This is a genomic window from Brevibacillus laterosporus DSM 25 (genome assembly GCF_002706795.1).
GTDB classification, from domain to species: Bacteria; Bacillota; Bacilli; order Brevibacillales; family Brevibacillaceae; genus Brevibacillus_B; species Brevibacillus_B laterosporus.
Window position 1 is genome coordinate 4,091,484 of record NZ_CP017705.1, and the last position, 14,171, is coordinate 4,105,654.

Below are 14,171 nucleotides of genomic sequence, written 5' to 3' on the forward strand. Positions count from 1 at the left end.
TATCCCAAGCTTGAGATACTATCATAGATCTGGAACGCAATAAAGACAGCTAGTTGACGACTCAAATGTGTAGCTTGTATGAATGGATGTACAAGAACGATAAATAAATTTGGCACTTTTTAAACAAAGGAGCTGTTAAAGTGAAAACGATCCCTGCGCTCAAACATGCAACTATCGCATTTGCTGTCTGTCTAGGCCTTTGTTCCTCCTTTTTTGCCATTCCCGAAGCGGTACAAGCGGTCGGCAATCTAGAGCCAGATTATGAAGTGAAGCTATTACTGGACTCTAATCAAGTGCTGTCTTCTGATCACAAGCTACTACCAGAAGTTCTTAAAGCATTCAACATGCCTGACTCCGCCATTAAAATGAATGTGCAGTTTCTAGATACAGATGATCAGGATTTGAATCAAGAAGGCTGGATCAGTCGCATCCGCAAATCGGACAGTAAAGAACATTTGGAAGTAACATATAAGAAAAGATACCCCATCGAAAACAATAACATTGATGCTGCTTTGACACAGGCTAATAAGGAAGGATTTGATGCTACAGATACCAATTATGAAGCGCAGGTGGAATGGGGTTACAAACAAAAAACCTTAAGCATCTCTAGAAAGAAAAAAGTAAAACAATCAGGTTATCAAGGAACAGATTTACCCTCTCTTGCCGACTCCATCAAACTAGTGACCGCCAATATTCCTGGAAAACTGGATAAATGGCTCTACGCTGGATGGGGAAAAGAAAAATTAGGACAAGCGAGAATTTATGGGCCTGTTCTGGCAGAACGCTACACAGGAACATGGAATGGGCTAAAGATCGATGTGGAAATTTGGCCGATTAAATCTGCCTCGGGAAACAGTGTGGAATATATTGTAGAGGCTTCCTTCAAAACCACCAAAAGCAGGGAAGCAACAGAGGGACAAAAGAAGATAATGGCATTTTTAGAAGCAAAGGGATGGTTTTTACCAAAAGACTCCTTGAAAACGGCTTTGATTTTGGAAAGATATTAAAGCTACCTATTCATATACTACAAAAGAATCCTTGAAGCTCATCTTCAAGGATTCTTTTGCTTTTCTTCCATCTTATTTGATGAACATAAACTGAATGGATTGTCTAAGGTGATTCAGCATGTCGACGCTTTCTTTAAATTCTGGGCTTTCCGGCTTCTCCAAATATGGTGCTTCACTTGGTGTTTGCAACGCATACACCTTACCGTCCTGCATTCCTAGCACGGTAAAGAGTCCCGTATCTGCATACTCATCTTTGTCCCACACGGTTTTGTTGATGATGAGGACGCTGAAGAAAAATTCCGGTTTGACGGCCTTATTTTTCGGCACATATTGAAAAGCAACTTCATTCGCCTTTTTTTCTACCTTGATCTTATCCTTCCATTCAGAAGGAAGACTGATAAGAGCTTTTTGATCTTCAATCACATAAGCATCCTTGCTGGTTATTGCTCCATTCTGTTGGGAGGCGTTGCTTTTTACTTTCACGATCTTATCTTTTTGATCCCACTGCACTTCTCCTCCGAGTGATTCTGCCAAAGCGCGTGCCGGTACAAACACCCGACCATTGATGATTTGGGCTTGCGCGTCTGATTTCACTTCTTTCCCATCTACCATCAATTTGATGGCTGGGGCAGCATAAGCCATACCCGATACAAGCAGTGCTGTAGCTAATACGCCGCAAAATAAACTCTTTTTCCCCATCTTCTTCATGTTGTAAGTATCTCCTTTTAGTGTGAATATCTGTTTATTGATAACTTGCTTGACCTAAAGCATACGGAATATTCGTGGGGAAAAGCAAACATCAAATATGGCTGTATTTTCCTAATATCCTGCATTTTACGAAATCTGGTCTACTCAGCATGGGCACACAGATTGTTCCTCAAAGCCAGCACACAATTCAGTATTATGAGTCCCATCATTTTTATGAAGTGCTTATAGCAGAAATACGTACAGCAGGTTTTAATACGAAATGGACTAATCTTTTATACTTGATAGCACGATTTATTTTCCCCTTTTTTCCACAAATACGTTTAATTCCATTCCGTACTCTTCTTTAAATGTGGATCCGTACTTTTCACTTATTTCCGATACTTTTTGGTTTGCTTCTTCCATGTTTTCGAACAGCCCTACTTCAATATAAAACATATTCTCACTGTCTTTAAGAATACGAACTCCTTTCTCTTCGATTAGCCCTTCTTCAATAAGCGCCAATTTTTCCCCGAGCGGATAAGCAGCAGTTCTTATTGAATATACAGTTTTTTCCTGTACCTGATGATCTTTTGAAAGGTTCAATATGATTTGGGCAGGATTCGAATATTCTTTTACCTCATACTTAACTGGTGATTTGAATACAAATACGAAACGATCAGAAGAGTCGTCCAGTGTAATTAACCGGTAAGCATCTGCCACCAAATCGCTCTTCTTCAGTTCCTCAAATGTTTGATTATCAAACCATCTTACGCCATCCAACGTAAAAGTCATCGTGTAGGGGTTTTCCTGATAGGATACGTGGAAAGCGGGAGCGGTTTTTTGTGGTGTTTCCCCCCACTCCTCGTTACCTTGGGTAAAGTTGATCACAATTTGCTCGGCATCTTTTTCCTTCTTGAACGTAATTGGCTTGATGTTGCTTCCGTCCGTTCTTTCGCCGCCATTGGCATACCCGCTATTAAACTGCAATACCTTCACAAGGCTTCCTAGAAACGGTACATTTTCCGCAGCAACAACGAAACCCGGCAACGTGTTGACGGCAACTCCGAATAATAAAAACATGGCCGCGACTCCGCCAAGTCCTTTCATCAAAATTCTGCTTGTTTTATTTTTCATTCGTCCTACTCCCTTATTCCGTGATGATAATTCCGCATTGCCCTTTGCTTTAGCTGATTGGATTACAGCATCCAGCTCCTTCGGTATTTCGATGCTTTCATAGCTCTGTTTCAGTTCATTTAATTGATTGTTCAAGATGTTCAACCTCCTGCAAATCAATTTTTAATTTTTGAAGTCCCCGATAGAGACGCGACTTAACAGTACTTACGGGCACGTCCAATATTTCTGCTACGGACTCCAGCGTCATATCCTCAAAAAATCTTAAGATAATTACCGTCTTATATTTTAGATCGAGTTTCGCTAGTGCTTGCCTCACATCGAAGATCTCATCGCGCTTGTTATCTGAATGGTACATAACATTTTCCAAAATACTCGTATCCATAAATATAATCCTTCGTGTCTTTCGTAAAGAATTATGAGCACAATTAATCGCGATACGATACAACCATGATTTGAGAAATTCAGGATTTCTCAGGCTATCGATTGAAACGATAGCCTTATATATCGTATCCTGGACGATATCCAGTGCTTCGTCACGATTTTTGACAAAACTGTAAGCAAGACGGTATAAATTTTCCTTGTTTTCTTCTATAAGTCTATAAAGATGTTCTCTCTCCTCAGTGGACTGAACTGGAGTATGCGCGCGCATTTAGTTCTCTCCTTTCAAACAAATGTTACAATCGTCTGTTTCCATTATTAGACCATCCAGTTGATCAGAAAGTTTCATTTTTTAAAAGGAGAGTGAATTCAGTTACCCAGATAAGAGGTCGACGGAAAAAACAGACTCCTAACCATCTCTTCCCAAAAGCCTGAAAAGGAGAAAGAAGAATTATAATTATTCTCATGTATGTAAAATCAAAATAATGAAGGCTATAGTATGTAACCAAATGGTACTAAGTTGAACATAAAACGTTCCCCCTTTAGCCCATGCAGGTAAAAGGGAGGAACGTTTTCAAATTTGGATCAGGTCATTTGGTTTATGATTTACTTGCTTTCGCTAATTCCTCATCGCTAGGAACCTTACCATTAAAAGCTAGGGAAGCTTTTGAAACTTGATTGTTGTGAGCAACCTGGTTTTCCTGGTGATGTTGCTTGTTAATGGATTGGTCCATAAATTGTTGAGTATAAACGGGCATCGCGACTGAAGTTTGATTCATTTGCTGTGAAGATTGCATAATAAGCATGGCTTGTTTATCATGCAAATCTGCCTGTTGACGATGCATCAGAGCTTGCTGCTCGTGAGCCTGAGCTTGAGTTAGATGGGCCTGAGCTTGTTGCTTATGCATATTGATCTGTTGATTGTACTGTGAAGTAAGCATGTGCATGAGATAGCCTCCTTTCCACTGGATCACTTTAGCGCTATCGGGAAACAGGTTTTGCTTGCGATTCTTTACTCATGGTATTGGAAGAACGCGTTTGTGAAGGGTTATTTTTATCACTTTGTTGAGGTTTGACTCCGTTATGCTTGGACATGATGACACTTCCTTTCTTGTTGGGGGCTGTTGAAAATGTCTTTCATAGCATCCCCATTTCTGCAAAACACATGGCGTAAATCAGTCAAAAAGGGATGAAAAACTTTTACCAATCCCATCAGTGATCATAATGCTCTATCACCCAGTTTATAAAGGAGGCTAGGCGAAGATCGCTTTCTTTTTCAGCAGGGTAGGCGAGAAGGGTGGGACGAGTAAACGTGCCATGGGAAATATCGATAGTGACTAATTTTCTTTGTAGCTTTTCTTGTTGAACGAAACGTGAAGGTAGCAGAGCAATCCCTAAATTTTGTAAAACCATCTGCTTTACAGCGCTAAAACTATCTAGCTCCATTATGATAGTTGGGAAAACTCCATTTTCTGCTAAATAACGGTCAACTCGTTGACGATAGGGAGCGGTAGGATTGCCAAAAGCAATTAGAGATTGCTTATCCCACTCCGCCCAGCCAGGATAATTTGAAGCCCATGGATGATGAGGTGAGCAGACTAGCAAAATAGGATCGTCAGGCAAATATGTAGTCTTAATGTGCGGATGATACAATTCATTACCCAAAAAAGCTAGATCAGCGGTACCAGCTAATAAAGAGTGAACCGATTCTTCAAATAAGGTAGAACGTAGATAACAGGTAAACGAAGGGTCCACTTGACGATATCCCCCTAGCAGACGAGGTAGCTGTGTGGAGACAAATGCCTTCCCGGCAACGATTCGTAGTGGACGTATCTGATGATTTTGCTGAATAAATTGCTGATATTGTTCCATCATGGAACTGGCAACAGGTAAAAAAGCTCGTCCTTCCTCCGTTAACGTTACCCCCGAGGTTGTACGGGTAAAGAGAGTCATCTCTAGCTCTTTTTCCAATTGCTTCAGCCGATGTGTTACGGTGGACTGCGCTAAAAAGTGGGCATGTGCCGTTTTATTTATGGAACCCATGCGGGCGATAGAAATAAAAATTTCTAAGCTTTGTAAGTCCATAAAACCCTCCTATTTCAAAGATTAGTCTGTATGTAAAGATATCGAACTTATCGATAGCTTATTATCGCAATTATATAACTAGCCTGATAAATAAAGAAGTAAGATATACGCCATTGTGGATTGCCAGAAAATAAAGATAGAAAAGTTCATCAAGTGGGAAAGTTGCTAATCTATAGAGTGATAGGAAACTTGTGAATTTACTTGTCACAATTGTTGATATGACTTGTTTCAATATTGGGTACATTATATAATTAATTTGCCATTGTTTGCTATCCTTGAACAGGTATATCATTTGCAAAGGGGTTGAACTGGGATGCAATGGGTTATGGACGTAACTATGTTTCTGATAACTCTGTTTATTTTGGCTGGGGTTTTTCGTTCCATTAAGGCGAAAAACAAGTTTGCCACAGCGTTTGGTCTGGTTTCATTAGCAGTATTTGTGTACGCTGATTTCCTTATTCTTAAATTCGCAACAGGTGCGTAATTGTAAAATGTAAGTGGTTTCATCATGAGAAGCTTTTGCTATTGGCAAAGCTTCTTTTTTTTGTGGACTTTACTATGTTTATGAGTACGGAGCTAATTAGATAGACGTGCTCTTTTTGACGCATGATCAAGAAGGGGTTACGTCATACTAGAAATAGGAGGTGGAGTAGTAATGAGATGGAATAAAGGTAAGTCCGATACTGTTCATATGAAGGGAATCCTGATGACAGATTCAAAAACCAAGTGGCTATGTCAACGATTAAAAGCAGGGCATATTGCCATGATTGATCATAGAAATCTGGATGTAACAGCGGCTGAAGACCTGATTGCATCTCAAGTAAAAGCAGTTATCAATCTCTCCCCTTTTTTGGCAGGCGATTTTTTGACAGAAGGAGCAGCCCTTCTTTTACAAGAGAACATAGTACTATATGAAATCGAAAATGCAGGAACGATTGTAAGCGATATACAAGATTTTTTAGATGGAAAGCAAGTAGAAATTATCAATAATTGCTTACATGCTGTTCCGTCTAAAAAACAAATCAAGATTCCGCTACGTCCTTTTCTTATGTCAGATTACGAGACGAGAGCCCAGCAAGCTATTAGTCACGAGCCGGAATATTACATACAATTTCTAACGAACACGTTATCCTTTATCGAACAAGAAAAAAACCTCTTTACAACTAGACTTCCACTTGTTCCCATTCGTGCATCGTTTAGGAATCGCTTTGTTGTACTTGTTAATCGCGGTCCTTCTGCACGAGATGATCTTCACTCATTGTCCGCTTTTATAAAGAAATATCGACCGATTTTACTTGCGGTAGATGGGGGAGCAGATGTCATCCTGCGCTGTGGATGGGTTCCTGATGTTATTATAGGTGATTTAGATAGCATATCGGATCGTGCCCTTTATTCTGGAGCAGAGATTATCTTGCACGCTTATAAAAATGGAATAGCACCTGGGCGAAGCCGCTTGGATAGGCTGGGTGTATCGTATCAACTGTTACCCGCTCCTGGCACGAGTGAGGATGTAGCTATGCTAGTAGCCTATCAAGGTCAAGCTACTCGAATTATTACAGTCGGTAGTCATACCAACATGCAAGATTTCTTGGAAAAAGGAAGAAAAGGGATGGCTAGTACCTTTCTTATTCGTACTCGCATTGGACATAAGCTTATTGATGCAAAAGGAATCCATTACTTGATACAGCAAAAAGAAATGTTCAGACCTTCTGTAGGTACTGTTGTTGCAAGTTCATTGTGCTTGATATTACTGCTTTTATTCATGCATCCAACCATTCGTACAGTTGGCTATATGCTCTGGACGCATGTTAGTAGGGGAATGGTATGAGAGTTAGCGCGATTATTCCAGCCTTTAATGAGCAGGATTGGATTGAAGAAACGGTTTCTACATTGAGAGAATTATCGTTCATCCAAGAATTGATTGTAGTAGATGATGGGAGTATCGATTGTACGGCTACCATCGCTAGGCCGTGGGTTGATCAGCTGATTACGCTGCCTAAGAATGTTGGCAAAGGAGTTGCTCTACAAGCGGGCTTGAAGGAAGCTACAGGTGATATTATTTTGTTTTTAGATGCTGATTTACAGAAGAGCGCACGTGAAGTGGACAAGTTACTGACTCCTGTCGTCAGGGAAGAATGTGATATGACGATAGCCATATTACCAAAAGCTCCACGCAAGGCTGGTTTTGGACTAACTAGAAAGCTAGCTTATCAAGGAATAGCACAGATGACCCAGCAGAAGCTACAAGCTCCTTTATCCGGGCAAAGAGCCTTTAGACGCGATTTGTTTTCCTGTGTTCGTTTCATGGATTGTGGGTTTGGTATTGAGGTAGCAATGACAATTGATATTTTGCGGGCTGGATATCGAATCAAAGAGGTTCCGGTGAAATTTACACATCGCTATACATCTAACAATCTCCATGGATTTTTGCATAGGGGAAAAGAGTTTTGGCATGTTTATCAAACTCTACAACGCAAACGGCAAGAGGTGAAAAAAGATGAATAATAGCTCCATTCTATTACTATCCTGTATTGCGATCATCCTACCTCTGATTTTACACGATGTATTTTTTCTTCGAGGGATTAAAATACTGAAGAGACATGAGATTGTCAGGTTGAATTATCAAGAGGAATTGATACCAACAGGCTGCGGATGGTTCTTATTTTTTTATATTACCAGTACCTATTTGTTGCTATTGCTCTTATGGATCTTTCAGGCTTCTGTAGTAATACCTTGGAAATTTGGAGTGTTTTTTCTATGCGGTTCTTTTGCAATCGCTGCGCTGGGCTGGCAGGATGACTGCGCTCACGATAAGCATATCAAAGGATTCCGCGGACATGTAGGTACTCTACTGACTGAACGAAGAATGACCAGTGGCTTTTTAAAAGCTTGGGCAGGGGGCAATATTTCTCTCATTATTTGTCTGGCTTTGTATGATACCGTGCTGGAGGTTCTGTTTCATACCATTCTGCTTGCATTGTCGATCAATCTGATAAACCTATTTGATTTACGACCAGGAAGAGCAAGTAAGGTTTTTTTGAGCTTATTCATTCTTGTATTAGCATCGACGCCTTTCTTTAGCGTCCCCGTTTCATGGATCATGATTTATCCAATCATATGTGCCACCCTTCTTTTATTTTATCATGATGCAAAACGAATGGTCATGCTAGGAGATACAGGCTCCAACTATCTCGGATTTATTTTAGGGTACACGTTAGTCTGTACGACTCCTTTCAACATCAAAATTGTTTTTTTCTTGTTGTTTTTGATTTTGCATATATTGGCAGAACGTTATTCATTTACGACCTTTATTAGCAATCGACCACTTTTACACAGGTTAGATTTGTTGGGTGGAAAAAAAGCCCCGCCTATACGTAGCGAAGCTTCTTACTCATCATCTTCTTCGGGATCTCGTTTCATGAAGCGCGGTTGAACGCGATTACGTTTACGGTCATGATGCAAAATAAAGCCACCAATAAATGCAATAGGCACAACAAATAAAATGGCTCCAAATGTAAAGTGTCCCCACAAAAATTGATTGATATCAGGATTAAAGTATTGGTATAAAGTATCGCGCATCATTTTAAAGCCCCATCCTGCGATGACAGCAGGAATAACCATGATGAGCAACGCAACGATTCTTTGACCGAGCAACCAAGCCACATCCTTTTTGTAAAGGTTTGTTTATCTCCATCATAAAACATCTGGTGGTGCTTGTCTAACCTACAAAATACGATAAAATGTAAGTGGAAGATTCAGCCATAGCAGCAGTCCTCAATGAAAGGGGTGGGTTTTACATGCATAAAGTTATTGTGGTGGGGGCTGGAAAAGGCGGTACACTACTAATCCACTTATTGTTGCAGATGGAGGGTGTAGAGCTCATTGCTGTGATCGACCACAATGCTGACGCCCCAGGTATACAAGTGGCCAACTCTCTAGGGATACAGGTAGGGACGGATTATATTCCTTATTTGGCTCGCGATGTGGACTTGATTTTGGAAGCAACTGGCGATCCTCATGCCTATGATGACATTTTAAAGAGAAAGCGCGCTGAAACTGTTTTAATACCTGGTAATTTTACGAGTATTATCATGAAATTAATTCGTGAGCGCGAAAAGCTCATTCAGACACTTCGTCAGAAGCAACGAGAGTATGATACCATGCTAAACTCCACACACGACGCAATTATTGCTGTCAACGAAGAGGGGCAGGTAACGATTTTTAATCGAGCTAGTGAAAAACTGATGGGACTGTCTAAGAATGAAGTGATTGGTACACGTGCGGAACAGACTATTCCCAATACACGTTTGCACTATGTACTAAAATCTGGTCAGCCTGAGATTAATCAGGAGCAGGCCTTAACGAATGACACTCGTATTATTACCAATCGGGTACCTGTACGAAATGATGCTGGGGAAGTGGTCGGGGCTGTCTCTGTCTTCCGAGATATTACTGAGATTATATCTTTACTTGAAGAAGTAACTGATTTAAAAGAATTACAAAGCTTATTGCAAGGAATTTTGCATTCATCTGATGAGGCTATTTCTGTTGTTGATGGTGATGGGATCGGACTGTTAATTAATCCAGCCTATACACGCATTACGGGCATGACTCCCGATGATGTGATAGGTAAACCAGCCACTGTGGATATTTCTGAAGGTGAGAGTATGCATATGCAAGTACTGCGTACCAAAAAACCAGTTCGCGGTGTTCGTATGAAGTTAGGACCAATGCGTAAAGATGTGGTGGTAAACGTAGCCCCCGTGCTGGTAAATGGAGAATTGCGTGGTAGTGTAGGCGTTATTCATGATATATCTGAATTTAAGACCTTATCTGAAGAGTTAGAGACAGCTAAACGACTTATCCGTACTCTGGAAGCAAAGTATACCTTCGACGATATTATCGGAGATAGTGAACCGATGAAAGGGGCTATCGAACAGGCTAAGTTAGCTGCCATGACTCCGGCTACTGTCATTTTGCGTGGTGAATCAGGGACTGGTAAAGAGTTGTTTGCCCATGCGATTCACAACGGAAGCTCACGTAAGTACAATCAATTCATTCGAGTTAATTGTGCATCCTTATCAGAGACCTTGTTAGAAAGTGAACTGTTTGGTTATGAAGAGGGAGCCTTCACTGGTGCTAAACGTGGAGGTAAACGCGGCCTATTTGAAGAAGCAAGTGGCGGCACCATTTTTTTAGATGAAATTGGTGAGCTATCTATGGGCATGCAAGCTAAACTTTTACGTGTATTACAGGAAAAAGAGATTATCCGAGTTGGTGGTACGAAAGCGATTCCAATCGACGTTCGCATTATTGCAGCTACCCATGTACATATGGAAACAGCCATTCAGGCAGGCAAATTCCGAGAAGATCTGTATTACCGCTTACATGTGTTGCCGATTTATATCCCCCTCTTGCGTCAACGACAAGAGGATTTGGAATCGCTTGCTAATTTTTTATTACAAAAATTTAATCTCGAATATGGGCGTCACGTTCAGCAGATCAACAATTCTACATTGGATGTCCTAAAAAGGTACCGTTGGCCAGGGAACGTTCGTGAACTCGAAAATATTTTGGGACGGGCTATTATTCACATGAAGTTTACAGAGATAGAGATCATGCCACATCATTTACCACCTTTGGAACGAACGCATGTTTCTCAAACAGAAGCAGCGCATCAAAAGCCAGCTAGTAGGGAAACTAGAACCTTAAAGCAGGCTGTCGAAGAAGCGGAAAAACAGTGTATTTTACAAGAACTACATAAGGCAAAAGGCAATAGAACGGAAGCAGCTAAGCAATTAGGAGTATCCTTACGCAATCTATATTATAAAATGGAGAAACTAGGCATTTTGGAAACGAATCCACAAGATGGTTTGTGAATATCTGCAAAATTTTGCGTGCAAAGGATTGCAAAGTTGTGCAAAATATTTCATCATAGATAAAGTGAAACGTGATGTTCACATCCTCTCCATCGATTGTTCACAAATATCTTATGGGTTGGCATGCTTATTGCTTTGATAAATAGGTAGGTTGTGTAAGCGAATTCATAGAAGGAAAATTAAACCCCAAAAATCCGTTTTGGAATAGAAACAGCAGGAGGGCTACTCATGAAAATCTTTGATTATCTGCAAAAATACGATTATGAACAATTGGTACTTTGTCAGGATGAGACTTCTGGATTAAAAGCAATTATTGCGATTCATGATACAACGCTTGGCCCAGCTTTGGGTGGTACACGTATGTGGATGTATAATTCTGAAGAAGAGGCAATTGAAGATGCACTTCGCTTGTCTCGTGGTATGACGTATAAAGCTGCGGCGGCAGGACTTAATTTGGGTGGAGGAAAAGCGGTTATTATCGGTGATCCTCGTAAAGATAAGAGCGAAGAGTTATTCCGAGCATTCGGACGTTTTGTCCAAGGCTTAAATGGTCGTTATATTACGGCTGAGGATGTAGGAACGACTGTTGCTGATATGGATTTAATTTATCAAGAAACCAATTATGTAACAGGCGTATCACCAGCATTTGGTTCTGGGGGTAATCCGTCGCCTGTAACAGCATATGGTGTGTATCGTGGGATGAAGGCAGCTGCAAAACGTGGCTTTGGTCATGATGATCTCTCCGGTAAAACGATTGCTATTCAAGGGGTAGGGAACGTTGCTTACAATTTGTGCCGCTATTTGCATGAAGAAGGTGCAAATCTAATTGTAACGGATATTAACATGGATAATGTTCAACGTGCGGTAGTAGACTTTGGGGCTAAATCGGTAGGAGTCAATGAAATTTTCGGCGTTGAATGTGATATCTTCTCTCCTTGTGCATTAGGCGCAATCATCAATGATGATACCATTCCACAATTCAAAGCCAAAGTAATTGCTGGAGCGGCTAATAACCAATTGAAAGAAGAACGCCATGGCGACATCATTCAGGAAATGGGTATCGTCTATGCACCTGATTATGTAATCAATGCAGGTGGCGTTATCAACGTTGCGGATGAATTGCATGGCTACAACCGTGAACGTGCCATGAAAAAGGTAGAAACTATTTACGATAACATGAACCGCGTATTTGAAATTGCGGATCGCGATAATATTCCAACGTATAAAGCGGCTGACCGTATGGCAGAAGAGCGTATTGCTCGCTTAGCTAGATCGCGTAAAACGTTTTTGCGTGATCCAAAAGCAAGCTTACCAAAGTAAGAACAACTTGACTGAAAAAAGCATTGGTAGTACGGTAGTGCAAGAATGTTATTGATTCTTGCACTACCTACACTATCTACTTCATGCCAAATCCCTAGATAAAAAGGCAGAACAAATGAGTAAAGAGTAGGAGTTGGACCATTTCTTGATACATCCAGCTCTTTTTTTAGTACCAGGTCATGGAATGTGGTATAATGTGTCTCGGTAAGGCAAAAGCAACACATAGCTACTACAGGGTAAAGGAGATGTGAAGATGTCCCAAGAATTTGATCTTGTCGTGCTTGGTGGAGGAATTGGCGGCTATGTAGCGGCGATCCGTGCCACACAATTAGGCATGTCGGTAGCCATCGTCGAAAAGGATAAAATGGGTGGAACGTGTCTGCACCGCGGATGCATACCTTCCAAAGCATTATTGCGTAGTGCCGAGGTTTTTGCCACGATCAAGGAAAGTGAGAAATACGGGGTACGCACAGGTAATGTAGAGCTAGATTTTGGGCTGGTACAACAGCGAAAACGCTCGATAACGGAACAGTTGCATAAAGGCGTAGAATACTTGATGAACAAAGGAAAAATCAAAATATATCAAGGATTTGGTCGTGTAATGGGGCCAAGTATTTTTTCTCCACAAGCTGGAGCGGTACGCATCGAGACAGCGGATGGTGAACAAGAAATCATTGTTCCTCGCTTTTTATTGATTGCAACCGGTTCTAGACCACGAGTATTACCTGGCCTAAACATAGATGGAATACATATAATGACGAGCGACGAAGCCTTGGAAATGGAACAGCTTCCTGCGTCCATGATCATCGTTGGCGGTGGGGTTATTGGTATCGAATGGGCTTCTTTATTAAGCGACTTTGGTGTGGATGTTACCGTAATGGAGTACGGGGATCGCATTTTGCCAACAGAAGATGCTGATATCAGTAAGGAATTAACCCGCATACTTAAAAAACGGAAAGTAAAAATCGTAACAAATGCAAAAGTGATATCTGAAAGTGCTCAGGTGGCAGATGGTCAAGTAAGTGTACAAGCGGAAGTCAAAGGAGATATACAAACCTTTACCGCTGAAAAAATGCTCTTGTCTGTCGGACGCCAAGCTAATGTGGACAATTTAGGCGTAGAAGCGACTGAAATTAAAATAGAACAGGGGCAAATTGCTGTTAATTCTACCTATCAAACGGCTGAACCGCATATTTATGCAATAGGAGACGTGATTGGTGGGATTCAATTGGCTCATGTAGCTGCTCACGAGGGAATTTTGGCCGTTGAGCATATGAACAATCGAGCTGTTGAGGCACTTGATCCAACAAAGGTAGCTAAATGTACCTATAGTCGTCCTGAAGTAGCAAGTGTAGGTTTAAGTGAGGCAGAGGCGAAACAACAGGGTTATCGCGTAAAAACAGGGAAATTTAGTTTCAAGTCGCTAGGAAAAGCATTGGTTTTTGGAGAAAACGACGGATTTGTAAAATTGGTTGTCGATGAACAAACCAATGATGTGCTTGGTGTTCACATGATTGGACCACACGTTACTGAAATGATTTCAGAAGGAGCGTTAGCGCGTGTATTGGATGCGACCCCATGGGAGATCGCCCATACAATTCATCCGCACCCGACGTTGTCGGAAGCCTTTGCGGAAGCGGCTCTTGATATTGAAGGTCTGGCTATTCATTCTTAAATGCAG

14 protein-coding genes are annotated in these 14,171 nt (G+C 41.1%); 8 read left to right on the plus strand and 6 right to left on the minus strand.

The genetic code is table 11. The annotated features are described in order from the left end of the window. Positions 1 to 140: 140 nt before the first annotated feature. Positions 141 to 1,007: a hypothetical protein gene (locus tag BrL25_RS19645; RefSeq protein ID WP_018672494.1), complete on the plus strand. Its 867-nt coding sequence runs from the start codon at positions 141 to 143 to the stop codon at positions 1,005 to 1,007. A 72-nt stretch (positions 1,008 to 1,079) separates the two neighbouring features. On the opposite strand, the gene BrL25_RS19650 is transcribed toward BrL25_RS19645, so the two are convergent. The 5 genes from BrL25_RS19650 to BrL25_RS19670 form a co-directional block, all read right to left on the minus strand. Next, positions 1,080 to 1,715, minus strand: a complete 636-nt coding sequence (locus BrL25_RS19650) for a copper amine oxidase N-terminal domain-containing protein (protein ID WP_018672495.1) — start codon at positions 1,713 to 1,715, stop codon at positions 1,080 to 1,082. 291 nt (positions 1,716 to 2,006) lie between these two features. After that, positions 2,007 to 2,963 carry a DUF4179 domain-containing protein gene (locus BrL25_RS19655; protein ID WP_018672496.1) on the minus strand — a complete coding sequence of 319 codons (957 nt, stop codon included), beginning with the start codon at positions 2,961 to 2,963 and terminating at the stop codon, positions 2,007 to 2,009. Beyond that, a complete protein-coding gene (locus BrL25_RS19660; RefSeq protein ID WP_018672497.1) occupies positions 2,944 to 3,477 on the minus strand; it encodes a sigma-70 family RNA polymerase sigma factor in 534 nt (177 codons plus the stop codon). Before BrL25_RS19660 ends, BrL25_RS19655 begins: the two co-directional genes overlap by 20 nt. Positions 3,478 to 3,805: 328 nt before the next feature. After that, on the minus strand, positions 3,806 to 4,153 hold the full coding sequence (locus BrL25_RS19665; RefSeq protein ID WP_018672498.1) for a hypothetical protein: 348 nt from the start codon (positions 4,151 to 4,153) through the stop codon (positions 3,806 to 3,808). A 265-nt stretch (positions 4,154 to 4,418) separates the two neighbouring features. Continuing rightward, positions 4,419 to 5,291 (minus strand): LysR family transcriptional regulator, encoded by an 873-nt coding sequence (locus BrL25_RS19670; protein WP_018672500.1) that lies wholly within the window; start codon positions 5,289 to 5,291, stop codon positions 4,419 to 4,421. A gap of 313 nt (positions 5,292 to 5,604) precedes the next feature. Between BrL25_RS19670 and BrL25_RS19675 the strand changes: the two genes are divergently transcribed. The 4 genes from BrL25_RS19675 (at position 5,605) to BrL25_RS19690 (ending at position 8,724) form a co-directional block, all read left to right on the plus strand. Further along, the gene (locus BrL25_RS19675; RefSeq protein WP_018672501.1) at positions 5,605 to 5,775 is read left to right on the plus strand and encodes a DUF2759 family protein; all 171 of its coding nucleotides are present in this window, start codon (positions 5,605 to 5,607) and stop codon (positions 5,773 to 5,775) included. Between the two features lie 171 nt (positions 5,776 to 5,946). Next, positions 5,947 to 7,119 carry a putative cytokinetic ring protein SteA gene (gene steA / locus BrL25_RS19680; protein ID WP_018672502.1) on the plus strand — a complete coding sequence of 391 codons (1,173 nt, stop codon included), beginning with the start codon at positions 5,947 to 5,949 and terminating at the stop codon, positions 7,117 to 7,119. After that, positions 7,116 to 7,796 (plus strand): glycosyltransferase family 2 protein, encoded by a 681-nt coding sequence (locus BrL25_RS19685; protein WP_018672503.1) that lies wholly within the window; start codon positions 7,116 to 7,118, stop codon positions 7,794 to 7,796. The genes steA and BrL25_RS19685 overlap by 4 nt, the downstream gene beginning before the upstream one ends. Continuing rightward, positions 7,789 to 8,724 (plus strand): MraY family glycosyltransferase, encoded by a 936-nt coding sequence (locus BrL25_RS19690; RefSeq protein WP_018672504.1) that lies wholly within the window; start codon positions 7,789 to 7,791, stop codon positions 8,722 to 8,724. Before BrL25_RS19685 ends, BrL25_RS19690 begins: the two co-directional genes overlap by 8 nt. On the opposite strand, the gene BrL25_RS19695 is transcribed toward BrL25_RS19690, so the two are convergent. After that, a complete protein-coding gene (locus BrL25_RS19695; RefSeq protein ID WP_018672505.1) occupies positions 8,679 to 8,945 on the minus strand; it encodes a DUF2627 domain-containing protein in 267 nt (88 codons plus the stop codon). The genes BrL25_RS19690 and BrL25_RS19695 overlap by 46 nt on opposite strands. A 143-nt stretch (positions 8,946 to 9,088) precedes the next feature. Between BrL25_RS19695 and BrL25_RS19700 the strand changes: the two genes are divergently transcribed. The 3 genes from BrL25_RS19700 to lpdA all read left to right on the plus strand — a co-directional run bounded on the left by BrL25_RS19700 (position 9,089) and on the right by lpdA (position 14,165). After that, on the plus strand, positions 9,089 to 11,170 hold the full coding sequence (locus tag BrL25_RS19700; RefSeq protein ID WP_018672506.1) for a sigma 54-interacting transcriptional regulator: 2,082 nt from the start codon (positions 9,089 to 9,091) through the stop codon (positions 11,168 to 11,170). A 228-nt stretch (positions 11,171 to 11,398) separates the two neighbouring features. Further along, entirely contained in the window at positions 11,399 to 12,490 is a 1,092-nt protein-coding gene (locus tag BrL25_RS19705; protein WP_018672507.1) for a Glu/Leu/Phe/Val family dehydrogenase, read from the plus strand. 253 nt (positions 12,491 to 12,743) lie between these two features. Next, positions 12,744 to 14,165 (plus strand): dihydrolipoyl dehydrogenase, encoded by a 1,422-nt coding sequence (gene lpdA / locus BrL25_RS19710; RefSeq protein ID WP_018672508.1) that lies wholly within the window; start codon positions 12,744 to 12,746, stop codon positions 14,163 to 14,165. The last annotated feature ends 6 nt before the right edge of the window (positions 14,166 to 14,171 follow it).